Origin of the sequence: Pantoea cypripedii, assembly GCF_011395035.1 — a bacterium.
GTDB lineage: Bacteria > Pseudomonadota > Gammaproteobacteria > Enterobacterales > Enterobacteriaceae > Pantoea > Pantoea cypripedii_A.
The window spans coordinates 3,263,756-3,287,841 of the sequence record NZ_CP024768.1 but is presented as its reverse complement, the minus strand read 5'-3'; the positions used below and the strand labels follow the sequence as shown (position 1 = coordinate 3,287,841).

Sequence of the window (24,086 nt, the reverse complement as noted above, 5' to 3'; positions counted from 1 at the left end):
GTATTTATTTTAATAACGCCTTGTCGTTGATTTATTTCCCAATAATGCATGCCTGACATGCAGGGATATTTTTTGCCGTAAAAAAGAGGAGTGTCACGATGACTGACATGAAACTCAATAAAGAAAAAAGAGCGCTGAACATCGCACGTCAGCCACGCCAGAAAACTCCGCGCTATCTGATTGAAGAAGAAGCTGCTTTCACCGCCAGTGAAACCCTGGCACGGGTGCACAGCGATGCACAGGGGCTAAGCTCCAGCGAGGCTGAAGCACGGCTGGCGGTATTTGGTCAAAACCAGGTGGCCCATGACAAAGCACCTCCGGCGCTGACTCAGCTGCTGCTGGCGTTCAACAATCCATTTATCTATGTCCTGATGGTGCTGGCTGGGGTGAGTTTCTTCACCGATTACTGGATGCCGGCACGTCATGGCGAGGAGACCGATCTGACCGGTGTCATCATCATTGTGACGATGGTAACGCTCAGCGGTTTACTGCGCTTCTGGCAGGAGTTTCGCACCAATAAAGCGGCTCAGGCTCTCAAATCGATGGTGCGTACCACTGCGACGGTACTGCGTCGTGAATCGGCACAGCAACCCGCGTGCAAACAGGAAGTGGACATCGCTACCCTGGTGCCGGGCGACATCATTTATCTCTCTGCCGGTGATTTAGTGCCTGCTGATGTGCGCTTGCTGGATTCACGCGATCTGTTTATCAGCCAGGCGATCCTGACGGGTGAATCGCTGCCGGTGGAAAAATATGACGTCACTGGCAACCTCGCCAGCAAAAGCAGTGCTTCCAGTGATCAGGGGGCGTCCCTGCTGGAACTGGGTAGCGTGTGCCTGATGGGAACCAACGTTTCCAGCGGTACGGCGAAAGCGGTGGTGGTAGCGACCGGTGAGGAAACCTATTTTGGTAGCCTGGCGAAATCCATTGTCGGCAACCGCACGCAAACGGCTTTTGATCGTGGCGTTAATAGCGTCAGCTGGTTGTTGATCCGTTTTATGCTGGTGATGGTGCCGGTGGTGCTGCTGATTAACGGCCTGACCAAAGGTGACTGGCTGGATGCGGCGCTGTTTGCCCTGGCGGTGGCGGTTGGTCTGACACCGGAAATGCTGCCGATGATTGTCAGCTCCAATCTGGCGAAAGGTGCGATCGCCATGTCACGCCGCAAAGTCATCGTTAAGCGTCTGAATGCGATTCAGAATCTGGGTGCGATGGATATTTTGTGCACCGACAAAACCGGCACGCTGACCCAGGACAACATCATTCTGGAGCACCATCTTGATTGCGCGGGGGTGGAAAACTCACGCGTGCTGATGCTGAGTTGGCTGAACAGCCACTATCAAAGCAGTACGCCCAATCTGATGGATCGTGCCATTCTGCGCTACGGTGAAAACCGCGTCAGCAGTGCTGTGGCGGATTACTACAGCAAAGTGGATGAACTGCCGTTTGATTTTGTGCGCCGCCGGGTATCGGTAGTGGTGGCAGACCGTCGTCTCGGCCAGCAGTTGCTGATCTGCAAAGGTGCAGTGGAAGAGATGCTGAGCATTGCCACTGCGGAACGTGAAGGTAAGCTTACCCAGCCACTGGATGCCGCCCGCCGTGCGGAACTGCTGGCACTGGCGCATCAGTATAACGAGCAGGGCTTCCGTGTGTTGCTGGTGGCCAGCCGTGTCCTGCCGGAGCCCGGTTTGCAGCATGCGCTGAGCGTGGCAGATGAGCAGGGATTGACGATTGAAGGGTTGCTCACTTTCCTCGATCCACCGAAAGAGAGCGCCGCAAAAGCCATCACCGCGCTACAGGAAAACGGTGTCAGCGTGAAAGTGCTGACCGGTGATAACCCGGTGGTGACGGCGCGTATCTGCCAGCAGGTCGGTATCGACTGTGGCACCATCGTCACCGGTGATGACATTGCGGCGATGAGTGATGAACAACTGGCGACAGTGGCCGCGCAGAGTGCCGTGTTTGCCAAACTGACGCCGCTACAGAAATCACGCATCCTGCGCGCGCTGCAACAGCAGGATCATACCGTTGGCTTCCTGGGTGACGGTATCAACGATGCACCGGCGCTGCGCGATGCGGATGTGGGGATCTCTGTCGATAGCGCCGCAGACATCGCCAAAGAATCATCAGACATCATCCTGCTGGAAAAAGATCTGATGGTGCTGGAGGCGGGAGTGATGAAGGGGCGGGAAACCTTCGGGAACATCATTAAGTATCTGAATATGACCGCCAGCTCTAACTTCGGTAACGTATTTTCCGTGCTGGTGGCGAGCGCCTTTATACCGTTTCTGCCAATGCTGGCGATACATCTGCTGATTCAGAACCTGATGTATGACGTTTCCCAGCTGGCACTGCCGTGGGACAAAATGGATCGTGAATTCCTGCGTAAACCGCGTAAATGGGATGCGCGCAACATCAAACGTTTTATGTTGTGGATTGGGCCGACATCGTCGATTTTTGACATCACGACGTTTGCCATCATGTGGTATGTGTTCGCTGCCAATACTCCGGCAGTGCAGTCGCTGTTCCAGTCCGGCTGGTTTGTGGAGGGGTTGCTGTCACAGACGCTGGTGGTGCATATGCTGCGGACACAAAAGATTCCGTTTATTCAGAGTCGGGCTGCATTACCGGTGTTGTTCGCTACCGCCTGCGTGATGGTGGCCGGGATTTTACTGCCGTTCTCACCGCTCGGCGCGATGGTGGGACTGGTTCCCTTGCCGTGGGCCTATTTCCCCTGGCTGGTGGCAACGTTGCTGGGTTATTGCGTCGTCGCGCAGGGGATGAAAACGCTCTACATCAAACGTTTTGGTCAGTGGTTTTAACCCCAGGGAGGCGATATGCGCAAACTGGATAAAGTGGTGTGCCATCTGCTGATCTTCATGGCAGTGATCGTGCTGTTAACGGTGGTGTTGCGTTAGCGCATTTAACGATTTGGGCGGTTATAACAGCAGCGTTTCATTGGGAACGCTGCTTTTTTTTGACCAGAAAACAGAGGGCTTGACATGGATTTATCGTACATGAGTACGATGAGTGAAGGTTTTTGAAAGATACTATCGGTAATTTTTCATTATCCAGGTAATGATATTTTATTTTGTACGTTGTACGGTATTTTCATGGATTGTTCTTATTCAATTTTAATGAATAAGTCTGTCAGGGGCGCAGGGTTATGTTTATCTGACCATCGCTCTACCATGCGCTCCAGCATTTCCCCCCTCTATTGGAGCAAACATGAAAACTATCCTTGTAAAACTGATGATGGCCGGTGCGCTGGTCTCCCTGAGTGCTTCGGCGCTGGCTGCGACGGAGATTGCTTCTCCAGGCGCGCAGCAGGTGATTGGGCATATTAGCGCCGGCGGTGCCAGCAATCTTGACGACCTGGTCGCTGCGCTCGCTCAAAAAGCTGATCGCGCAGGTGCCCCGGCGTTTCATATCACTTCTGCCAATGGCAAGAACACCTTTTCTGGTACTGCACAGCTGTTGAAATAAGATGAGTCAGATGATGAGTGTCGGGAAAAGAGCGATGCGTGCTGGTGGCGAGCAGATGCGTGACAGCATTCTGCACTGCGCGGCGGCGATTATTCGTCGCGACGGATTACATGCCTGTACCCATCGTGCAGTGGCAACTGACTGTGATATTTCGCCCGGGACCGTCACTTATCATTTCAAAAATCTCGATGAGCTGCATGCTGCGGTGATCGAACGTGCGGTGGTGAATTTTACCCGGCAAACGCGCGAGTGGTTTATTGAGGAAGAAGAAACGGACATTGCACGGCAACTGACCCGTTTTTTGTTCTGGACCCTGGATGCACGCGCCAGATTGATTTGTGAGTACGAATTGTTTGTGGCTGCGGTATCACGCCCTCGTTTGCGGCAGGCCGCAGCGGCATGGATTGCCAGCCATCAGCAAATTCTGCAACAACAGCTGGCGTTGACGTCGCAGCAGGCGGAAGCGGCGGTAGCGTTCACCGATGCCTGGCTGCTGCGATCCATCATTCAGGAAGGAAGTCAGCCGGATGCGACGCTGGTGCAGCGTTTTTTCGCCAGCATCCTGCAGAATTAGTTTTCGTCTGGCTGGTAATACTGCACGCCAATTTCGATACGTTCCCGACCGCTGGCAACGCGATGGCGGTTACTGTCGCGTAATGAATAGATGCAACCACAATATTCCTGCTGATAGAAACGCTCGCGCTTACTGATTTCAATCATGCGTGCAGAGCCCCCACCTTTGCGCCAGTTAAATTCCCAATACAGCATATCGGGATAACGTGCGGCGGCACGGACACCGCAATCGTTGATTTGCTGCATGTTCTTCCAGCGCGAAATACCCAGTGAGCTGGTGATGACCGGGAAGCCGTGTTCGTGGGCATATAACGCCGTGCGTTCAAAGCGCATATCAAAACACATGGTGCAGCGCACGCCGCGTTCCGGTTCCCACTCCATACCACGGGCGCGATCGAACCAGTTGTCTTTGTCATAATCCGCATCGACAAAAGGCACACCAAACTGCTCGGCAAAGCGGATATTTTCTTCCTTGCGCAGTTCATATTCCTTCAGCGGGTGAATGTTTGGGTTGTAGAAGAAAATGGTGTAATCGATACCGGAAGCCAGCATTGCTTCCATGACTTCCCCGGAGCAGGGGGCGCAGCAGGAGTGCAGCAGCACTTTGTTGTGACCGTTTGGCAGGGGAAGCGGCTGGCGAACGAAGGAGTCAGACATAAGCGTGTTTAATGGTTATTGAAAGAAAAGAGCAGTGTAAGTGCTATGCGAGCAGGAAGCAAAGCTGAGGAATTTAAGAGATAAAGAAAAGGCCGCGTTAGCGGCCTCGGGATTAGCTTATTCAGTGACTTTTTTCTTCACGTCGCTGGCACCTTCTTTGGTTTTATTCCAGCCTTTCTGGGCACCTTCTTTAGTGGCATCCCATCCTTTCTCAGTCCCTTCTTTGGTTTTATGCCAGGCTTTTTGCGAGCCTTCACTTGCCTTGCTGCTCAGACTGTCGCTTTTACCTTCAGCGGCATGTTGGGACTTGAGCTTCAGCTCAGCACCCTGATCCTGGGTCTGATGCAGTTTCTCTTTTGCGGTATTCGCCCCTGCCTGCGCATTGGCAACCGTTTCGTCAGTAGCGTGTGTGGTTGCGGCAAAAGCCGACGAAGCCAGCAGAAATGCTGATAAAGCTATAATTGTCTTTTTCATGAATATTCCCTCATCAAAGTCATTAATGTTCTGACTGTAGTTAACAATGGCACGCTCAGTAACATCTGGCTTTAGGAATAAACTGTAAATGAATCATCGTGTTTTGGTGGGTTTTGAATATTTTACTGGCGATTCCAGGCGTTTTTGCCAGTAAATTTGCTATTCCGTACCAGCTACTGATACCAGCAGGAATTACAAACACAAAAAAGGCCGCAAGGCTTGCGCCGTGCGGGCTCTTAGGACTTCATCGGATGACTCTGGTGTCATCGATGGAGAATTTTGGTGGGCTGGCGGAGTCTGAATAACTATAGCAAGTTATTGTTTTTAATGATTTTTCTCTAATTCAGGTTTCTTTCGTGTACCTAAACGTGTACCAATTATTTTTTCTCATCAGGAAATGTACTCCCGGAAACCTTATTTCTCTGACGAGATCTGACGTACTGTCATCAGGAATTCATGAGCAGTGGTTTCCCAAAGTTCAGGCGAAAAATCAAACCCATATCGTTTCCTGAACTCCTCTTCGACACCGTCACCATAGGCGGAGATAAAATCATCAACTTCTTCGACGAGATCTTTGAGCATCCAGTCTGGTGCTGACTTTTTGAACAGCCGTACTATGCCTTCAATCGTATCCTCGCCATCATTGATGATGTCGGCGTCCTGGTTGAAATAACCGAAAATCAGTTGGTCAAGAAAGTGGAAGTTTTGCATTTTGTACCTATAGAGCTGGGAACGCTGTGAGAATGTAATAGGGTTTGCCGTTATAATGCTGAAACTCAATAACAATTCTCACATTTGTCATGACTATCCGCTGGTTACTCCCGCGCTGGAAACCGTAGCCAATCGCTTTGCCAAATGCATAGCGAATAGTCAGCCTAGCTCCCTGCCTGCCTCCGCCAAGAACGGATTTTATAACGCCCCGGTTAGCAAAGAGCGCTCTCGATATGGCTTCTTCTGCTACCTGCACGTTGGTAAAGGTGGTGGAATACTGCAAACGTTTATTTGCTTCAAAGCGGGCCAATAGCTCTGCATCGCTTTTGCCAACATGTGTGGAAAGCGTGTGCCCGCCGGGTTTAAAACCCGTCATTGACTCATGCTCACTGAGTTTGATGCGGCCAGCCCTTACTGCTGCTACCCGGCTTGCGCCGATGCCAAGTGCAAATCCTAATGGAACAGCGATATCGACAGTCAGGCCGATTTTCATCGCCGTATCGTCATCTGCTCCAAAGGATTTGGCAATTGCTGTTGCTGCCTCGTAAGTTGCCGTGCGGGTGTCTCTGCCCACAATGAGCTGGTTTGCAGCAGCGTGAATGCTATCGAGACTGTGTGCGCCGACAACTACACATCCTGCTTTTGTTAATCCGGTAGGTTCAGGTGCGATACACAGAGCGGTGGCGCCTGCCAGCTCAAGTGAACCCATGACAAGCCCCAGCCCTCCGAGAAGGCGGTTACTCATCGTTTCCGCCTCTGTCACTGTCTTATCAGAGAGCGCGGCAGCAAGCTGAACAGGGGACATCGCGATCTTTATGCCATCATCCATAATGCAACCTCATGTGTTTAAAAGATAAACAGGTCGATTCTAACCTTTTTTCTGACATGACCAATCATTTCAGAGCCAGAAATGATTTTAGTAAAAAGTGTTCACACTGTTCACTTTTGATTTTAATCATTTTAAATCAGTTGGTTATGCAGTGAGGGGTTAAGGGCTGCGTGTACACTTGTGTTCATATGGAGTGATCACTCCGGGCTGAAACGTAAAAAAACCGGCCTGAGCCGGTTCGTTTGCTGCGGGGGTTACTGACTGCACGCGGGCAGCCAGTCGGCCTCACTGTCCTCATGCAGCGTGAGGTTGGTCTGGACGCCGTTATTCGTCCTGCGTTTCAGCAGGATGCGCTCATACTCCTTCAGCGTCTGCGGCACCGCCTGGCCGAACGCCGTCAGGCTCAGCGGGTGCTGATGGCCGCGCGACTCCATAAACGACAGGTAGGCATGATAGAGGTAGCGTTTCGGATTCAGCGGTCGGATATTGGCGTTACCCATAAACAGGCCGGTCGCGGTACTTATCGGCATCAGGTAGGCACAGAAATCGACCAGCGGGTCAGCCTGGCGTTTAATCTCCAGCGCCTCACCGGATGTCTGCTGCGCCTGTAACAGCGCGCGGGCCTCCTCCGGCTGACTGAAGCGCTGCATCAGGTGGCGCACGATAACGGCCAGCTCGGTGCTGATTTTGTCCAGCAACTGCGGGTCACGCTCCTTTGCCGGTATCACTTCCGGGAACGTCAGGATTACCCGGCGGCGCGACACGCCGCCGCTGCGGTCGCTGAAGCGCATCGGGTTGTTGTTCACCGCCAGAATCACCGCCGGGATGTGTGCCGAGTAGGCGTCACGGTATTTCGGGTCGATTGCCACCGCATCGCCGCCGGTAATCGCCTTGATGCCCGCGCCGTCGCCGCTCCATTTCTCCTGGTCAGGCAGGATAATCAGCGAGAAGCCCACCACGCTGGCGCGCTCGCGTGAGGATTCCAGCGTGTCGATGGTGGCGGATGTGGTGTTGTCTTTTCCGGCCAGCATCGTGGCAATGGAGGCCATCACGCTTTTTCCGCTGCCGCCGGGGCCGGTGACCTCAAGAAACATCTGCCAGTCATAGCGGTTTGCCAGCACCATAAATAACGCCGCGAGGATACGCTCCTGCTTGTCGTGACTGTGTCCGGCGGCCCGCGTCAACCAGCGCCAGAATGCCGGGGCGTGGTCTGCGAGGTTTTCACCCGGACGCGGCGCGGTGTAGTCCACGCTGTTCACCGTGCGCAGCCAGTGCTCACGGCGGTGCGGGCTGAACGTGCCGGTGGCGGTATCAAACACGCCGTTACGGAAGCCAATCAGGCGGCGGGACGGTTCCCCCATCTGCGGCACCATCAGCTTGAGCGTGTCGAGCACGCTGCCGATACCGGCGGCCGAGAACGGCGCGCGCACCTTCTGAAACAGCGCGGCGATTTCCCGGCGCAGCGTCTTTGCCTCCATCACCTGCCATGCGCCGCTCTCATAGCGGCAGATTTCCTCCCCGACCGGCGGCACGGCCAGCGCCTGCCCGTAGTGGGCGACCAGCAGCTCCGCCTTCTGGCTGGCGCTCATGGCCTTCAGGTCGGCCTCGCTGACGGATTCAAACGGGCTGAGCGGCTGCGGCTGCGAGAAGGCGGTGAGCTGCGCCTGGGTGGCGATGTCGCCCTGCGCCTGCCACACGTCGTTCCAGTCACCCGTCACCGGCGGCAGGGCGGTTTTGCCGCCACAGGCTCTGGCCGCTTCCTCTGCCTTTAACTGGCCGGTGCCGTTGTCGTCATGGTCGGCGGCAATCAGCATCATCGCATCAGGATGTGACTCACGCAGCCGCTTCGCCAGCGCGGGCAGGTTGTTGGCGCTCAGCGCCACGTAAACCGCCTGCCCGGTCAGCCGGTGCACGGTCAGGCCGGTGGCGTAACCCTCTGTGAGCCACAGCGTTTTGCCGTCCGGCTCACCAGCCAGCCAGTACGTGCCTTTCACCTGTCCGCCGGGCAGGGTGCGCTTGTCACCTGCGGCGCTGATGAGTTGCACGTTAACGGGCGTGCCGTCTTCACCGGTCAGGGGGATGAGCACATCCCCGGCGGCAAAGCGGATGCCGCCACAGCGCAGCGCATCAGCAAGCGTCAGCGACTGCGTGCCGTGCAGCCCTTTCGATGAAAGGTAGGCGTTGTCCGTGCGGCTGACGGCGGCAGCGATAAGCGCCTGCGCCCGTGCGGCGGCGTCTGCCTGCGCGCGGGTTCTGTCTGCGGCGTCATCAGTCATAACCGGGGCCGATTCCGGCAGCCTGCCGAGCATCCCGGCCACCTTCACGGCGGCCTCTTTAGCAGTGACGTCAAGCGCCTTTTCCACCAGATTCAGGCCGTCACCGGCCCCGCACTGGTTACACAGCCAGGTTCCGCGCCCGCCCTGATTGTCAAAGCGGAAGCGGTCTTTACCGCCACAGACCGGGCAGGCTCCGTGCCGCCCCCCGGCGTGCACGCTGATGCCGAGGGCGGGCAGCAACTGCGGCCACAGTCCGGTGGCCGCCTTTACGGTGTCAGAGACGATATGTTTCATGTGCGCGTCCTCCTCAGTGCAGCGTGGTGCGGCAGGCGGCCGCAAGCTGGCTGCGGAACAGCTCATCCATCATGGTGACGCCGAGCTTCGTCAGGCGCGGCGGCGCGGTGAGCAGGTCAGGCTCGACCATATCGCCCAGCATGGTGCAGGCCATCTCCATGCCCGCATCGGGGCCGTGACGGCGCACATAGAAGCCCTCCAGCTCAAGGGCAATGGTCATCTGCAACTCATCGAGCGTGGCGGACACGGTGATGCCGAGGCTTTTGCAGGCATTCAGATAGCCCTGCGCCAGCGCGCGGCGGTAAACGGCGGTGCGTACCTCAACGGGCAGGCAGGAGTGATTAACGGTCATCATGGCGGGCCTCCGTGGCTAACATGCGGGATTCACAGGTTTCAACGACTTTACCGAGCTGGTCGGTGAGCAGGGCGACGACCGAGGCCAGCGCCGCGCCGTCCGGCACGCAGCCGCGCGCGCTCAGGCAGTTCACCGAGTCGAACATATCGAGCACGGTCACGCCGACCGTGTGCGCGTGCAGCAGGCGCAGGTAGTCAGCGTGGGGAATGGGGTAGGTGTCATGGTTATTCAGGTGTTGAGAAAGGGTGTTCATGCCGCCACCGCCCTGACCGGCAGTCGACCGGCAAAGGACAGGACGTAATCGCGGGCGAGGCTGGCGCGGGCGCTGCGCTCATCGCCTGCCACGGCACGCAGCATACAGGGACGTGCGGCGGCATCGGTGCGGCGCACGGCGGCAAAAATAAAGGTGAATTCAGGGTGAGCGGCAGTAAGGGCCGTTGTCATGAGGACAATCTCCATAGTTAGCTGGTTACAGCTACCACCGGAGTTTCCACGCTCACTGGTGGTAGCCCAGACGGGGGTGGAAATACCGGTAACTATGGGAACCGGCCAGCCCGAAGGCTGCCCCGCCTGAGCCACCATTACTCGGATATCACTGAGGTTTAGGAACCGCAGCGTAAATGAGAGGTGCGCATAGGCACAGACACAAAAAAAGACGCAAGGCGCGTCTGGTGTCGCCATAGTTTTACACGGGTTTCCACGCCCGGCTGCCGATTTTGCGACAGCACAAAAACTGTATAACGACCGCTTGCCAGAGAAAAGCCTTTTTTCACACATCGGGGCGTTTTCCTCAGCAATCGGTCAGGACGTGATCGGATTGCGGCGGATTTGATCGGAATTCCCCGTCCTCTTTCTTTACTTTCTGCTTTTCAGGCTTCGCTTTCTGACTCAGCACGGAGATATGGCCGTGCATCCCGCCGGTAAAAGCCGGGGCCGTGGCGGGTTTGCCGCTGACCGCTGCCGTCAGGCTTTCCGCGACAAAGGCGGCTTCTTCGCGGGTGAGGGGAAAGGTTTTTGTGCCGAAATTCAGCGTAATCATGCTGCACCTCTGGCGCGCTGCGCGATGCGGGCCTGCATCCAGCTGTCAATCTCTGACGCCAGCCAGGCGACGTTTTTACCGCCGAGGGAAATCTGCGACGGGAACTGCTCCCGGCTGATTAAGTCGTAAATGGTCGAGCGTGACAGGCCGCAGGTGCTGATGACTTCCGGCAGGCGCATGAAGCGGTCGCGCGGGAAAACGGCATCGCGGAATACGGGAGCGGCGGGGGCCGGTACGGATGAAACTGCGTGCATGGTGTTACCTCATTATGAGTCCGGCCGGAGCTGTCCGGTTACGGTGGTGTCTACAGGTAACCCCCTATTTTGTCGATATTTTTAAGCGTGGCAATAGCCCTGCTTAGTACAAAAAATACCCATTCATGAGATTTAATGCAGTGTGTTGCACTGAGTTGCATCCTGTTCTCTTTATATTATTTTAAGTAATCATTCTTTGATTATTAATAGATAAAAACAATGAATAAAGGCTCGCCAGAAAAAGGCTGGATTTCTGAGAAGTGAACACTGGTGAATACTCAGTGAAGACTTCAGTTTAAAGTGTTCACTGCTTTACTTGCTGTATTTATTATCTTTTTTATCTCAGTGAATACCAGTGAACAGTTATATAAGAAATATAATCTGTTAAGAGGTCATCCCGCACCGGCTCTGCCTTTGTCTGCTCATCGACAGGCGGAAAGCAATGAAATGCGCTGTCCTGTGGTACACGACAGAATGGCCTCATCCTTTACAGACGATGAGAGACCACCATGACCACCCCGGAACAGAAACCTGCCTCACTGGTGCGCTTTGAGAAAGCCCGCGCTGAACATACGGAAAGAATGAAGCGGTATAACGGCATCTGCGCCGATATCGCCCGCTGTGAGAAAGAGCAGCAGGCGGCCATTGAGGCCGGGAAAGAGGCCGAGAGCAACTGGCGCACGCGCTTCCGTAACCTGCGCGGCAATCTCACTGACGAGCTGCGCGCCGAACATTCTCAGCGCATCGCCAGCCGCGAGCTTGCTGATGAGTTCGGCGGGCTGCTCAAAGAGCTGGCGCTGGATAAGCAGGAGGCGATGCTGAAATGCTGCGGCAGCGCTTCAGAGTACGTGAACTCACATCGCGAGGCGTTTACCGGATTTTCGGATGCTCACTGGCAGTCAGCCCTGCGTAACGTGAGTCCGTCACTGCTGTGGGCCATTAAGCTGCGTCTCCGTCGTGAAGAACTTTCCCCGACGTTTGCCGGTGATGACCGGGACCGGATTAAGGACGTGGCCGGTCTGGTCGGTGAAGCGCTGACCCGGGCAGCGGCGGCTCTGCCGGACAGCGTACTGAAAGAGGCGCCTCTGCTGGAGAATATCGGCCTGCATCGTCCGGCGCTGACAGGGATTGATATGAAGCTGTATAACAACGCCATTTACCGGATGAAGTTTGTAACAACATTGCAGCAGCAACGTGCGGCATTGCAGGAGGGCAGCCAGAAATGATGCACTGTCCCTACTGTAAAAGTGCGGCACACACCAAATCGAGCCGTTACATGTCCGAACAGGTGAAAGAGCGTTATCACCAGTGCACTAACCTGGACTGTTCCTGCACCTTCAAGACAAATGAAAGCATCACAAAGGTCATCACCGCACCGCCACAGCCGGAAAAAGAACCGGCAGCGCCACCGGAACCGGTAAAGGAACGCCAGACGCTGGGCCGTTACGGTTCTGCATTCCGCCAGGTTCATTAACCCCAGCACAGCCGCTGCCCGACCAGCGGCTTTTTTATGTCTGTCATTTGTCTTTCTGAAGCCCTTTTTCTGGCCAGCCGCTTTGTAAAGAGCAGTGCATGCATAGCGTGCATGAATCTGCATGCAAAATCATGCACTGCTTTCCCCCGTTCAGGTCATACCGGGCGCGGCCCGGTCCGCATCATGCGTCTGCATGAAAAGCGATGCATAAAGCGGGCAGGCGTGGCGGGGATAGCATTGCGCGCTGCCGATATTTAATCAACGATTTACCGCTTACGTGATTGTCTTCTGAGAGACTCAACTGCATTAGTAATAGAATCTTCTTTTGCTTCAATGGTTCCCCATTCGTTCCAAAAGGCTCTAGTTGCGCTATCAGGCTTAAGTTTAGGTTCGTTCAATTTTATTCTCGAAGGTAATAGAACTGAGTCACCTAAAACTATTGCTTCGCCTGTATCAAGAATTGGTAGTATTGATGTTAATGAACTCAATGAATCTGGCATGAGACGACTAACTACCTGTTGATCTCTGTAATTACTTAGTCTGAGAGATATAATATTATTGCATTGACTTAATATGGTACGACTAACATCAGATGGCCTTTGACTTACAACTAATAAAGATACCCCATATTTCCTTCCTTCTTTTGCTATTTTCTCGAAGATTGAAAGTGATATTTTTGTTTCGGCATCACTAGTATCAGTAGTCGGTAGGTAGATATGTGCTTCATCACATACAAATGCTATCGGTGTACGTTCGCTGTCTTCTCTCCAGAATTGAACGTTATATAAAAATCTAGTCAATACACCTATAACTATAGGCATGATGTCGGAAGGAACCTCCGAAAAATCAATGATTTTGATGCCGTGAGTGGTTGAGTCAGATTTCAGGATATTGCAAGCATAATTAGCCAGCCAATCATATTGATCATGCTCTGGTTTACTGGAGAAAAGAAAACAATTTCGTTTGTCATCTATTTTTGTTTTTAGTCTGCTTATAAAGCGAGTTAGCTTTCCATTCCAGTCGCCTTTTATTTCTTTAGTGCCAGCGCCTGCTTTCGTTCCCTCATCATCAGAGATTAATCTTTCGACTAAATCCTCAATAGAGTATGGTATCGGAGCGTCTACAGTTAAACAGCCTGATAATTGTTCTATTCCGTGTTTTTCAATGTATTCATTTTTTAACTCTCTGACGTGGTGAATAAATCTTGCTGATTGGTTTGGAGCATTACTGTCACTTCGGTCCAGTAATAAAGACAACATCTCCTCTTTATTCAATAGCCAATGAGGTACAAAAATGCAATTGTGATCATCTAAGTTTGCTGGGCTGGCAATTTTGAAGTAATCAGCAATACTAGGATTAGACGACTGATTGTATGGGTCTGATAATGTTTTATATTCACCATGAAGGTCAAAAAGAACAATGTTGTTGTATTTTAATTTTGCAGCTTGCTCTAATAATGACGCAACAGTCCAGCTTTTACCTGAGCCTGTACTTCCGAGCAGGGCTGCATGTCGTTGGAATAGCTTATCACCATTAGCAACTGCTCTTGAGTTTGTGTTACCATAATTCCCGAGTATGAGTTTTATCTCTTCTGGAGTGTCATTGTCTACAGCAGACATCAATTTCTCAAGGCTCTCTTTTTTTATGAGGAATGATTTCTTTTCTACTTTAGGGAAATATTGAGCACCCCTTTTAAATACTTTTCTTTTATCACCGCGTATCTCCCAAAATGTACCGATGAGTGCTACCTGAAGGATGTCATGATCAATTGAATAAGATTGAAGATCATCATTTTCATTGTCCTCGGTGTCCTCTTCACTATCATCTGCTTCCTCTATAAAGTGAGGGACACCGATCGAGCGTTTAACCTTTTCTATAATGCCAACAAGAAATTCGCTAGGAGTGTTACCTTCAATTGCAACTAAATCAAAAACGGTAAGCTCCTGTATAATTTCTGATGATTCTGAGATGATAATTGCACGATCAGTATCAACATTTGCGATTCGACCAATGAGACAGCTTTCATCAGTATCAATAACTAAATCTACCATTATATAAGCACCTCGTTAACAAATTCATTTAAAGACCATATTTTTTTCTCGAACTTGTATTTCTCACCATTAATGCAAACAATGGAATTTTCTTTTTCAGCAATTATATATGTGATACATGGATTTTCATCGCATGTTTTCTGAGCGTTTGGGGTCAATCCATAAGTAATTAATAGTACCGGTATTTTATCTCGAATTTTTGATTTCAAATGGACTTCTAGTTGCTCGTCATTGAATCCATAACCAATTATTAGTAGGGAATTGGCTCTTTTAATATGATGGTTTGCTTTCTCTCTGTGCCAATCAAAAGGTTGCTGGTATCCTGCTCGGAATTTACTCGTCCCAGGTGTGATAATTAGTCTTTCATGGTTATTGTTAAAGCTAGTTCGAATGACTTTGTTATCTGCTTTGAACCAATCCAAACTACCGTGAGGTTTAAATATTCGCACATGTTTTTTAGTTCTTATGATAGCTTCTGGCTTTCCACTCTTGGATCTGCGTGTTTCAATAGTTCTGAATTTATGTAAATCAAGATCTGGAGAGTTGGAACAATAGTAACTGTTAATAAAGCCTGTTGCTACTTCAAATTCGGCGTACTCACAAGCCAATTCAATAAGTCTGTCATAATTTGGGGTGATAATTACCAGCTCATCTTGGTTGAAGGTCAAATGACTCAGTAATGATGTGAGTGCTAATTTTTTTTCACCATTGATAACAGAGCATATTACACTACTTTCATCTTTTAAAATAAGCTCTGCGGTATTACTAACTATGAGTGGGATGAGTTTACTTTCATCTTTAAGAAAGGCCATTGCATCTTCAAGACCCATGCCATCTCTTAACTTTGTACTTATAATTTCCCATTCCTCAACTAGCTCTCCGCCAATTAATTTTGGGATGGTAAGGTTAAGATGATTCGCTAAGGCTCCCATGCCAGATATTCCTTCACCTAAAGAAAGCCCTGAACCAATGAGAACAGTTGGACTGTTGCTGAAAAATTGCTGTAAATAAAGTTTTATAGCATCAATATCCATCGATGATTCCTTTTGTAGCGCAATCTATTTTTTATAAGTAAAAGTGCCCCACCAATTCATCATTTTCTTGCGTTTCTCAAGATAAGTAGAGCGATTATATGCTCTTCTAACTTCATTTTTATCAGTATGAGCAAGAGCTGACTCGATAACATCAGAATTAAAACCGGCCTCGTTTAATGCGGTGCTTGCTATCGAACGAAGACCATGAGCAACCAACTTACCACCATAACCGATCCTCTTTAAAGCAGCATTTGCAGTCTGACTATTCATTGGTTGTTTTGGATCATTTCTGCTCGGAAAAACATGATTCCTGTGAGCGCTTATAGGCTTCATTATCTCCAGAATATCGAGCGCTTGAGCAGAGAGAGGGACAATATGTTCACGTTTGGATTTCATACGTTCTGCTGGGATCTTCCAGAGTTTTGCGTTGAGATCGATCTCTATCCATTGTGCACCAGAAGCCTCAGAAGGACGTACAAGAGTCAGGAGCTGCCATTCAATCAGACAGCGAGTTGAAACTGACAAATTGGACATAAACAAAGTACGCATGAGTTTCGGCACTTCCTCTGGCCGTAGCGTTGGCATGTTTTGCTTTTTGGGTTTTTCAAAAGCCATACCGACGCTAGAAGCAGGATTTGCATCAATCAAACCAGTATTTACAGCAAATATCATGATCTCGTTAATGCGCTGTACCAATCGGCGAACTGTTTCAAGGGCACCTCGAGCCTTGATGGGTTCCAGCGCTTCAACGAGCGTTCTAGCTTTGAGCGTCTGTACAGGAATATTCCCAATAGCGGGAAAAATATCCTTCTCCAATGAACGCCAGATATCCTTCGCATAATCCTCTGTAACGCTTTTGCTCTTTAGCTGAAACCAATTTCCGGCTACCACTGAGAAAACGCTATCCAACTCGATTTGGCGCTGCTCAGAGGCTTCTTCCTGTTGCCGTTGTGGGTCTATGCCTTGTACGAGAAGAGACAAATACTGGTCACGCATTTGTCGTGCAGCAGCAAGCGTGAGAGCAGGGTAGGAGCCAAGACTCAGGTTTGTACGACTGCTACTGTCCGGCCGTTGATAGCGAAAGCGCCATAGCTTCTTCCCGGACGTTTTGATGAGAATGAAAAGCCCATCTCCGTCATGTAGCGTGAAGTCTTTCTCTTGAGGCTTGGCTTTGAGGATTTCGTTATTGGTGAGAGGGCGTGTCATCCGCGCCATGACTGGTTTCCGTCCATAATTGGTACACGTTTTTGGTACACATTATAACGTGTACCAATTCGTGTACCAATTATCTCTGGATTCAGGCGGATCGTGTCGGAAGGTTACAGACACAAAAAAGCCCGCAGGGCTTGTGCCGTGCGGGCTTTCAGGACTTCTACGGATGGCTCTGGAACCATCTTTGAAGAATTTTGGTGGAGCTGGCGGGAGTTGAACCCGCGTCCGAAATTACTACGCCGTTGGCACTACATGCTTAGTCCAATCTTTACATTCGCCTGTCAGCTGCGGATGGACACGCCACTAACAAACTAGCCTGATTGGATTTAACGCTTCAACCCCAGGCAGGGCATCCACGCGATCTCTTTTGGGTTTGACCTCTCTTGATCCCCGTCCTAAGAGCGGAGGCTAGGGAGAGAGGGGACGCTCAGTTTCTTAGGCTGATTAAGCAGCTACGGCGAACAAGTCGTCGTTAGCTACGCGTGCATTTAAGTTTGCTTTTGCAACTATTTTTTTTGCGGTTTTTTATCGAGGCCTACCGCACCTCGGCATGCACCTAAGGGTTCACAATCCCGTCGAATCCAGAATCAGCCCCAGGAACTTTCTATTATAGCTGAAACAACTGCGAAATCCAGCCCTTAACGGTTGGAATTCTTCATAATTCGCGCTTTATCCAGCTTCCATTCGCGCTCTTTGATGTCATCACGCTTGTCGTGCTCTTTCTTACCGCGTGCCACACCAATCTTCAGTTTGGCCCAGGCATTTTTCCAGTAAATCGACAAGGCGACTACCGTGTAACCTTCGCGGTTGACGCGGCCATAGAGCGAATCAAGTTCACGCTGCTTCAGCAGAAGTTTACGGTTGCGGGTTGGGTCGCACACCACATGCGTAGAGGCCACCGCCAGCGGTTGAAAAGTCGAACCAAACAGATAGGCTTCGCCATCGCGCAGCAGAATATAGCTGTCGCTGATGTTGGCTTTACCGGCGCGGAGAGATTTGACTTCCCATCCTTGCAACGACATTCCCGCTTCGAACTCTTCTTCAATGAAGTATTCATGGCGAGCACGTTTGTTGAGGGCAATAGTGGCTGAACCGGGTTTGTTAGCTTTTTTCTTTGTCATAGTGCGGCGTAGTCTACATCACTCAGTCTGTGGACGCATCCCCTGTCCTGCGGGGCGGTAAAAAACAGGCTATTTTAGCACAGCTGGCAAAGCCGTGAATTTTTGTTTAATGGCTGAAAATGGTATTATTCAACGGTTTTGTGATGAACAGGAACCATTATGGCCCAGATAAGTCGTTCAGCGCTGGTCCCCTACAGCGCTGAGCAGATGTACCAGCTCGTGAATGATGTGGATGCTTATCCTGAATTTCTTCCGGGTTGCACCGGCAGTCGGGTGCTGGAAAACAGCGGTAATCAAATGACAGCTGCTGTCGATGTCTCTAAGGCAGGCATCAGTAAGACTTTTACTACACGCAACACCTTGACCAGTAATCAAAGCATCCATATGCAGCTGGTCGATGGTCCGTTCCGCAAGCTGACGGGTGGCTGGCACTTTACCTCGCTGGGTGATGATGCCTGTAAGGTCGAACTGAGTCTGGATTTTGAGTTCACCAATATGCTGGTCGAAATGGCGTTCGGTCGGGTGTTTAAAGAGTTGGCCAACAACATGGTGCAGGCGTTTACCCGGCGGGCCAAAGAGGTTTATCGTGCCTGATATCACGATTGAGGTTGTTTACGCACTGCCGGATAAACAGTACCTGCGCACCGTAACGCTGGAAGAAGGTGCGACAGTGGAAGAGGCGATTAGGGCCTCGGGGCTATTATCTCTGCGCAAAGATATCGATCTCAAAAGTAATAAAGTCGGTGTGTTCAGTCGCCCGGTAAAGCTGGATGATACGTTGCAGGATGGTGATCGCGTGGAAATCTATCGTCCGCTGATTGCCGATCCTAAAGAGATGAGACGCCAGCGAGCGGAACGCGCCGCTGAGAAGAAATAGCGAAACAACAGAAACAAAAAAGGCGCCCAGGCGCCTTTTTTATTGCATCTTACTTAGCCTTCGCGGCCAGTAAGACGCGGTTTGTTGTCGATGTTAGTCAACACGCCATTGCTGTCGAAAGTCAGCGTCAGCGTCTGCTGTTTCACGCTTTCATGGCCTGGTTCTTCGCGGAATACGTAATACCAGACATTGCTGCCGAAGGGATCGCGCATCATTGGGGTACCAAGGGTATACGCGACCTGCTGCTGCGTCATGCCAGTGTGGATTTTAGCCACATCGTTGGCGACCAGGTAGTTCCCCTGATTGATATCAGGACGGTATACAACGCGCTCAAGGGTGGAACATCCGGCGGTCATCATCAACATTACCACTGCCGCGGCAGTCAGCATTTTACAGCGCATCTCTACATTCCTTTTCTGGGGCCAAACGCCTTTTCATCAGGCTGTTTTTTTGCCATCAAATTCTGAACTCTGCCTGCGGCAGGCTTTATTACTCTGGCGACATAAGTGCCGATGATAATAAACCTTTTCGCTATTGGAAACCTCTACAGAGCAAGCATATGACCATCGGGCCGGAAAAAAGTGCGGTATCAGGCTGCTAAAAGTTCTTTTGCGTTCGCCAGCGTGTTGCGCGTCACCTCGCTACCGCCCAGCAGCCGCGCCAGTTCCTGCAGGCGAGCACGTTTATCAAGCGGTTGCATGTGTGTCTCTGTCATTGCGCCATCTGTTTCTTTGCTGACAAAGAAATGTTGATGACCACAACCGGCAACCTGTGGCAGGTGCGTCACGCACATCACCTGGGTTGATTCCCCCAACTGACGCAGCATCTGGCCGACAACAGCAGCTGTCGGGCCACTGATCCCGACATCCACTTCATCAAAGATCATTGCCGGGGTTTCCATTTTCTGTGCGGTAATGACCTGAATTGCCAGCGCGATACGTGACAATTCTCCCCCTGAGGCGACTTTCCCGAGTGGCTGCAATGGCTGGCCTGGGTTGGTCGTCACACGAAAATCGATGCGGCTGGCTCCTTCGGCAGTCAGTTGCTCCGGGTTGAATTCCAGCACAATGGCGAATTCGCCGTGAGGCATTGCCAGCGTGCGCATGCTTTGGGTGATTAAACGGGTCAAATCCTGTGCCGCAAGCTCACGCTGTTGATGCAGCAGCGCGGCACTGGCCAGTGCTTCCTGATGATGAGTAGCGACGGCATCCTGTAACGTTTCCTGGTCGCTTTCCTGCTGAGAGAGCTGTTCGGCCTCATCCAGCAGTTGCTGATACAACACGGGCAGCGCTTCCGGGGCTATATGGTGCTTACGCGCCAGTACGATTTGACGCGACAGGCGTTGTTCCAGTTCGTGCAGACGATTGGGATCCAGATCGAGACGGTCGCAATAGTGACGCAGTTCATCACTGGCTTCGCTTAACTGGATTGCCGCTTCTTCCAGCAAATTAAAGATGCCGCCGACTTTATCATCCAGCGTAACCAGTTCGCTCAGCATCTGGCGTGCGCTATGCAGCAGGCTTTGCATATTGGTGTCTTCGCTGTCGGCAAGAATCTGCAATGCCTGCTGGCTGGTCGAGAGCAACTGACCACTGTTGGCAAGACGCTTATATTCTTCGTCGATTTGCTCAAACTCACCGGGCTGCGGTGCAAACTCGTTCAGCTCTTTCAACTGGTATTGCAACAGCTCGCGGCGTGCCTCTCGTTCCTGGGAGAGTTGCTGATGTTGAGCCAGTGCACGACAGCTTTGATGCCAGCATTGATAGTGGCTGCGCATCTGGGCCAGCAGAGCATCATGTGCGGCGTAAGCATCCAGCAGATGCTTTTGATGTTCGGGTTTGAGCAGGAGTTGATGGGCGTGCTGGCCGTGAATCTGAATCAGCAACTGACCCAGTTCTCGCAGTTGAGAAAGTGGGACCGAAGTGCCGTTGATAAAACCGCGTGATCGGCCATCGGCACTGATCACGCGGCGCAACAAGCATTCATTGCCGTCATCGAGTTGATTTTCCGCCAGCCAGCGCTGGGCAGAAGGTGACGCTTTGAGCTGAAAACGTGCACAAATATCCGCACGGTTCGCTCCCTGACGCACCATATCTGCTTCGGCACGACCACCGAGGCACAAGCCGAGCGCATCGATGGCGATGGATTTCCCTGCGCCGGTTTCACCCGTGATTGCTGTCATGCCACGGTGAAAATCGATTTCCAGTTCACGAACGATAGCAAAATTACTGATGGTCAGTTGTGCCAGCATACATTCACCTGTATAGAAAAACAGATATGGTTTTTCATACAGTATAAACTGGTTTTTTATCCAGTAAAGTGGTTCAGAACAATTTTTTTGACCAGCCCAGTTTTGAACTTAACGTATTAAAGTAATTGTAATTTTTAGGATGGATCAGATTGAGGTGATTGGCGCTGCGGCGAATCAACACATCTTCACCCTCCTGGATCGGTAACGCAATCTGGCTATCGCAGCTGATCTCCAGATCGCTACGCCGCGAGGAGAAACGCAGGCGAATGGTACTGCTGCTGTTGATCACCAGCGGACGTGCCGACAGGGTATGCGGGAACATCGGTACCAGGGCGATGGCTTCCAGCGAAGGTGTCAGAATCGGGCCTCCGGCGGAGAGTGAATAAGCGGTTGAACCCGTCGGGGTGGAGATAATCAGGCCATCGGAGCGTTGCGAGAAGGCAAATACTTCGTCGATATAGACTTCAAATTCAATCATATGCGCTACTTTGCCTGGATGCAGTACCACTTCATTAATGGCGCTGCCAATGCGCGGTGAGCAATCTTCTTTGCACACCTGCGCTTCCAGTAAAAAGCGGCTTTCGACGAAATAGTCGCCCTGCAGCACATCATCCAGTTGTTGCTGGGCGTTGTCCGGATCGAGATCGGTCAGAAATCCCAGATTTCCGCGGTTGATGCCAATCACTTTGATATCGTAACGGGCCAGCACGCGCGCGGCCCCGAGCATATTGCCGTCGCCACCGACCACGACAGCCAAATCGGCCTGCTGGCCGATTTCCGCCAGTGTGCCGGTTTGCACATTTTTCAGTGCCAGTTCGCGCGCAATTTGCTGCTCAACAATCACCTCATAGCCTTTTGCTGTCAGCCAGCGCCACAGCATTTCATGGGTGGTTAACGCAGTAGGATGACGTGGATGACCAACGATCCCAATGCAGTTAAAGTGTTTGTTCATTTGCGCTCGTGTTCCTCATAAGCCAAAACGGCCAGGCAATGTGATGGGTTCCCTTGAAACCGTCAAACTGATCCCCATAATAAGCGAACCAGCGAGATGAATGTGCAAAACGCGGAGAAATTCATGAGTAGTAAAGAACAGAACACCCCAAACGAGCAAGTCTCAGACGAAATTCAACAGGATCAACAGCACGTGGACGCAGAGACGGCAACTGAGGTGGATCCGCGTGATGAACGCATCGCGCAACTGGAAGCTGAATTAGCTCAGTCGCAGTCCGGTGTGCGTGAAGCACAACTGCGTGCGCAGGCGGAAATCGAAAACATCCGTCGTCGTACTGAAATGGATGTGGAAAAAGCGCACAAATTTGCGCTGGAAAAATTTGCCAACGAGCTGCTGCCAGTCATTGATAGTCTGGAACGCGCGCTGGAAGTGGCGGACAAAGAAAATTCTGAACTGGCATCGATGATTGAAGGCATCGAGCTGACGTTGAAGTCACTGCTGGGTGCGGTGCGTAAATTCGGCGTGGAAGTGGTTGGTGAGACCAATGTGCCTTTCAACCCGGATGTGCATCAGGCGATGTCGATGATGGAATCCGAAGAAGTGGCACCTAACCACGTCATGATGGTGATGCAGCGTGGTTATACGCTCAATGGTCGCTTGTTGCGTCCGGCGATGGTTGCAGTGGCAAAAGCAAAAAGCTAATTTGCTGCTCAATCACAAACGGCCGCGGATGCGGCCGTTTGCGTTTCAGGGCAGCACAGGCATCCAGTCGATAACGGGCTTGCCTGCCTGGCTCAGTAAGGCGTTTGCCTGCGAAAAGTGATGACTGCCAAAAAAACCACGATGGGCGGAAAGCGGTGAAGGGTGCGGAGCTTTCAGAACATGGTGGCGCTGGCGATCGATGATGTTGCCTTTCTTCTGCGCATGAGAACCCCACAGTAGAAAAATCACCCCTTCGCGATGCTGGTTAATGGCGCTGATCACATTGTCAGTGAAGGTTTCCCAGCCAAACCGGGCATGTGAATGTGCCTGGCCTGCTTCTACTGTCAGAACGGTGTTCAGCAACATCACGCCTTGTTTTGCCCAGCTCTCCAGAAAGCCATGCTGCGGGCGCACAAATCCGGGAATATCCTGCTCCAGTTCTTTGTACATATTCAGCAGCGAGGGGGGAATACCCACGCCCGGCAGTACGGAAAAAGCCAGTCCGTGAGCCTGATTGGGGCCGTGATACGGGTCCTGGCCCAATATCACGACCTTGATATCCCCTAACTCGGTCAGACGAAAAGCATTGAACACATCTTTTTGCGGTGGATAGACCGTTTTGCCCGCAGCTCGCTCACTGGCGACCGCCTTCAGGGTCTCAACAAAGTAAGGTTTCTCTTTCTCTTCAGCCAGCACATCGTGCCAGGTCAGCTTCTCGGTCATCATTGACTCCCTGCCAAAAAATTGCGCCTAGCTTAACGCGTCCAGGCGGGGAGCAGAAGGTCAAAATAATTTGATAATTTACAAAAAAATTTAAATGGTAAAACTGTTATAAAACAAGTTTTTAGTTTTTGCTGGCTCCGGGGTGACCGGTCAAAATTGATGCAGGTCAAAACGGCTGTTTTCAGGCGGTGATATACCTGAGCATCAAAGATTTTCGAAAACCGCGCTGTTCAACCGTGGCAGCGCCTGGACCTGGAGGCCATGTATGATTACCGGTATTCAAATTACTAAAACCAACAATCCGCAGCTGCTCAATTCTTTCTGGCTGCTGGACGATGAGAAATCTGAAGCACGTTGCCTGTGTGCAAAAGGTAATTTTGCTGAAGATCAGGTGGTTGCCATCAGCGATCTGGGTGAAATTGCTTACCGTGAAATCCCGGTGGAGCAGAAACCGCAAGTACGTATCGAGGGTGGACAGCATCTGAACGTTAACGTTCTGCGTCGTGAAACGCTGGAAGATGCGGTGAAACACCCGGAAAAATATCCGCAGCTGACCATCCGCGTATCAGGTTATGCAGTGCGTTTTAATGCGCTGACGCCGGAACAGCAGCGTGATGTCATCACCCGTACTTTCACTGAAAGCCTGTAACGTCGGCTTTTTGCATCACTGACGAAAAGACGCACAGCAATCCAGGCTGTGCCGGTGCTCACCGGCGCGGCCTTTTTGTATTTAATCTTTTA

General features: G+C 51.5%; 27 protein-coding genes and 1 other RNA gene. 9 read left to right on the top strand and 19 right to left on the bottom strand.

Translation table 11 applies throughout. The annotated features are described in order from the left end of the window. The first annotated feature begins 98 nt into the window (after positions 1 to 98). From mgtA to CUN67_RS15350, 3 genes are all read left to right on the top strand, one after another. Positions 99 to 2,822, top strand: coding sequence for a magnesium-translocating P-type ATPase (gene mgtA, locus CUN67_RS15360; RefSeq protein ID WP_208716176.1), 2,724 nt, complete (start codon positions 99 to 101; stop codon positions 2,820 to 2,822). 406 nt (positions 2,823 to 3,228) lie between these two features. Beyond that, positions 3,229 to 3,486 carry a DUF1471 domain-containing protein gene (locus CUN67_RS15355; RefSeq protein WP_208716175.1) on the top strand — a complete coding sequence of 86 codons (258 nt, stop codon included), beginning with the start codon at positions 3,229 to 3,231 and terminating at the stop codon, positions 3,484 to 3,486. A 1-nt stretch (position 3,487) separates the two neighbouring features. Next, the gene (locus CUN67_RS15350; protein ID WP_254711356.1) at positions 3,488 to 4,060 is read left to right on the top strand and encodes a TetR/AcrR family transcriptional regulator; all 573 of its coding nucleotides are present in this window, start codon (positions 3,488 to 3,490) and stop codon (positions 4,058 to 4,060) included. Here CUN67_RS15350 and CUN67_RS15345 read toward each other — a convergent pair. From CUN67_RS15345 to CUN67_RS15300, 10 genes are all read right to left on the bottom strand, one after another. Further along, a complete protein-coding gene (locus tag CUN67_RS15345) occupies positions 4,057 to 4,716 on the bottom strand; it encodes an epoxyqueuosine reductase QueH (protein WP_208716174.1) in 660 nt (219 codons plus the stop codon). The two genes, CUN67_RS15350 and CUN67_RS15345, sit on opposite strands and share 4 nt — an antisense overlap. Positions 4,717 to 4,833: 117 nt before the next feature. Beyond that, positions 4,834 to 5,190: a hypothetical protein gene (locus CUN67_RS15340; protein WP_208716173.1), complete on the bottom strand. Its 357-nt coding sequence runs from the start codon at positions 5,188 to 5,190 to the stop codon at positions 4,834 to 4,836. Positions 5,191 to 5,604: 414 nt separating this feature from the next. Further along, the gene (locus tag CUN67_RS15335) at positions 5,605 to 5,901 is read right to left on the bottom strand and encodes a contact-dependent growth inhibition system immunity protein (RefSeq protein ID WP_029991162.1); all 297 of its coding nucleotides are present in this window, start codon (positions 5,899 to 5,901) and stop codon (positions 5,605 to 5,607) included. 7 nt (positions 5,902 to 5,908) lie between these two features. Then, entirely contained in the window at positions 5,909 to 6,730 is an 822-nt protein-coding gene (locus CUN67_RS15330) for an RNase A-like domain-containing protein (protein WP_208716171.1), read from the bottom strand. A gap of 254 nt (positions 6,731 to 6,984) precedes the next feature. Next, positions 6,985 to 9,300, bottom strand: a complete 2,316-nt coding sequence (locus CUN67_RS15325; RefSeq protein ID WP_208716169.1) for a primase-helicase zinc-binding domain-containing protein — start codon at positions 9,298 to 9,300, stop codon at positions 6,985 to 6,987. Between the two features lie 13 nt (positions 9,301 to 9,313). Then, the gene (locus tag CUN67_RS15320; RefSeq protein WP_208716168.1) at positions 9,314 to 9,655 is read right to left on the bottom strand and encodes a DUF5375 family protein; all 342 of its coding nucleotides are present in this window, start codon (positions 9,653 to 9,655) and stop codon (positions 9,314 to 9,316) included. Then, positions 9,642 to 9,908, bottom strand: coding sequence for a hypothetical protein (locus CUN67_RS15315; RefSeq protein WP_019106103.1), 267 nt, complete (start codon positions 9,906 to 9,908; stop codon positions 9,642 to 9,644). Before CUN67_RS15315 ends, CUN67_RS15320 begins: the two co-directional genes overlap by 14 nt. Further along, complete coding sequence (locus tag CUN67_RS15310) at positions 9,905 to 10,432, bottom strand: host cell division inhibitor Icd-like protein (protein WP_208716166.1); 528 nt, start codon at positions 10,430 to 10,432, stop codon at positions 9,905 to 9,907. Before CUN67_RS15310 ends, CUN67_RS15315 begins: the two co-directional genes overlap by 4 nt. Before the next feature lie 13 nt (positions 10,433 to 10,445). After that, on the bottom strand, positions 10,446 to 10,694 hold the full coding sequence (locus CUN67_RS15305; protein ID WP_208716165.1) for a hypothetical protein: 249 nt from the start codon (positions 10,692 to 10,694) through the stop codon (positions 10,446 to 10,448). Continuing rightward, on the bottom strand, positions 10,691 to 10,948 hold the full coding sequence (locus tag CUN67_RS15300; protein WP_208716163.1) for a helix-turn-helix transcriptional regulator: 258 nt from the start codon (positions 10,946 to 10,948) through the stop codon (positions 10,691 to 10,693). The genes CUN67_RS15305 and CUN67_RS15300 overlap by 4 nt, the downstream gene beginning before the upstream one ends. Before the next feature lie 509 nt (positions 10,949 to 11,457). On the opposite strand from CUN67_RS15300, the gene CUN67_RS15295 reads away from it, so the two are divergent. Beyond that, positions 11,458 to 12,174, top strand: coding sequence for a hypothetical protein (locus tag CUN67_RS15295; RefSeq protein ID WP_208716156.1), 717 nt, complete (start codon positions 11,458 to 11,460; stop codon positions 12,172 to 12,174). Further along, positions 12,171 to 12,422, top strand: coding sequence for an ogr/Delta-like zinc finger family protein (locus tag CUN67_RS15290; RefSeq protein WP_208716154.1), 252 nt, complete (start codon positions 12,171 to 12,173; stop codon positions 12,420 to 12,422). Before CUN67_RS15295 ends, CUN67_RS15290 begins: the two co-directional genes overlap by 4 nt. Before the next feature lie 266 nt (positions 12,423 to 12,688). Here CUN67_RS15290 and CUN67_RS15285 read toward each other — a convergent pair whose 3' ends face one another. The 5 genes from CUN67_RS15285 to smpB all read right to left on the bottom strand — a co-directional run bounded on the left by CUN67_RS15285 (position 12,689) and on the right by smpB (position 17,840). After that, positions 12,689 to 14,473, bottom strand: coding sequence for an ATP-binding protein (locus CUN67_RS15285; protein ID WP_208716152.1), 1,785 nt, complete (start codon positions 14,471 to 14,473; stop codon positions 12,689 to 12,691). Next, positions 14,473 to 15,507, bottom strand: coding sequence for an SIR2 family protein (locus CUN67_RS15280; RefSeq protein WP_208716150.1), 1,035 nt, complete (start codon positions 15,505 to 15,507; stop codon positions 14,473 to 14,475). Before CUN67_RS15280 ends, CUN67_RS15285 begins: the two co-directional genes overlap by 1 nt. 24 nt (positions 15,508 to 15,531) lie before the next feature. Further along, complete coding sequence (locus CUN67_RS15275) at positions 15,532 to 16,722, bottom strand: integrase domain-containing protein (protein ID WP_208716148.1); 1,191 nt, start codon at positions 16,720 to 16,722, stop codon at positions 15,532 to 15,534. Positions 16,723 to 16,914: 192 nt separating this feature from the next. Next, positions 16,915 to 17,314, bottom strand: a transfer-messenger RNA (tmRNA) gene (gene ssrA, locus CUN67_RS15270). 43 nt (positions 17,315 to 17,357) lie between these two features. Next, complete coding sequence (smpB, locus tag CUN67_RS15265; protein WP_208716146.1) at positions 17,358 to 17,840, bottom strand: SsrA-binding protein SmpB; 483 nt, start codon at positions 17,838 to 17,840, stop codon at positions 17,358 to 17,360. Between the two features lie 159 nt (positions 17,841 to 17,999). On the opposite strand from smpB, the gene CUN67_RS15260 reads away from it, so the two are divergent. Together CUN67_RS15260 and CUN67_RS15255 are read left to right on the top strand one after the other, a co-directional pair. Next, entirely contained in the window at positions 18,000 to 18,434 is a 435-nt protein-coding gene (locus tag CUN67_RS15260) for a type II toxin-antitoxin system RatA family toxin (protein WP_208716139.1), read from the top strand. Continuing rightward, entirely contained in the window at positions 18,427 to 18,717 is a 291-nt protein-coding gene (locus CUN67_RS15255) for an RnfH family protein (RefSeq protein WP_208716137.1), read from the top strand. Before CUN67_RS15260 ends, CUN67_RS15255 begins: the two co-directional genes overlap by 8 nt. 53 nt (positions 18,718 to 18,770) lie before the next feature. Here the strand turns inward: CUN67_RS15255 and bamE are convergent, their stop codons facing one another. The 3 genes from bamE to nadK all read right to left on the bottom strand — a co-directional run bounded on the left by bamE (position 18,771) and on the right by nadK (position 21,920). After that, positions 18,771 to 19,118, bottom strand: coding sequence for an outer membrane protein assembly factor BamE (gene bamE / locus CUN67_RS15250; RefSeq protein WP_208716135.1), 348 nt, complete (start codon positions 19,116 to 19,118; stop codon positions 18,771 to 18,773). A 188-nt stretch (positions 19,119 to 19,306) separates the two neighbouring features. Then, positions 19,307 to 20,968 carry a DNA repair protein RecN gene (gene recN, locus CUN67_RS15245; protein WP_208716133.1) on the bottom strand — a complete coding sequence of 554 codons (1,662 nt, stop codon included), beginning with the start codon at positions 20,966 to 20,968 and terminating at the stop codon, positions 19,307 to 19,309. A gap of 73 nt (positions 20,969 to 21,041) precedes the next feature. After that, positions 21,042 to 21,920 carry an NAD(+) kinase gene (gene nadK, locus CUN67_RS15240; RefSeq protein WP_208716131.1) on the bottom strand — a complete coding sequence of 293 codons (879 nt, stop codon included), beginning with the start codon at positions 21,918 to 21,920 and terminating at the stop codon, positions 21,042 to 21,044. 123 nt (positions 21,921 to 22,043) lie between these two features. Between nadK and grpE the strand changes: the two genes are divergently transcribed. Next, positions 22,044 to 22,622, top strand: a complete 579-nt coding sequence (gene grpE, locus CUN67_RS15235) for a nucleotide exchange factor GrpE (RefSeq protein WP_208716129.1) — start codon at positions 22,044 to 22,046, stop codon at positions 22,620 to 22,622. Positions 22,623 to 22,667: 45 nt separating this feature from the next. Here the strand turns inward: grpE and ung are convergent, their stop codons facing one another. Further along, a complete protein-coding gene (gene ung / locus CUN67_RS15230) occupies positions 22,668 to 23,345 on the bottom strand; it encodes a uracil-DNA glycosylase (protein WP_208717233.1) in 678 nt (225 codons plus the stop codon). A 265-nt stretch (positions 23,346 to 23,610) separates the two neighbouring features. On the opposite strand from ung, the gene grcA reads away from it, so the two are divergent. After that, positions 23,611 to 23,994: an autonomous glycyl radical cofactor GrcA gene (grcA, locus tag CUN67_RS15225; RefSeq protein WP_208716127.1), complete on the top strand. Its 384-nt coding sequence runs from the start codon at positions 23,611 to 23,613 to the stop codon at positions 23,992 to 23,994. The last annotated feature ends 92 nt before the right edge of the window (positions 23,995 to 24,086 follow it).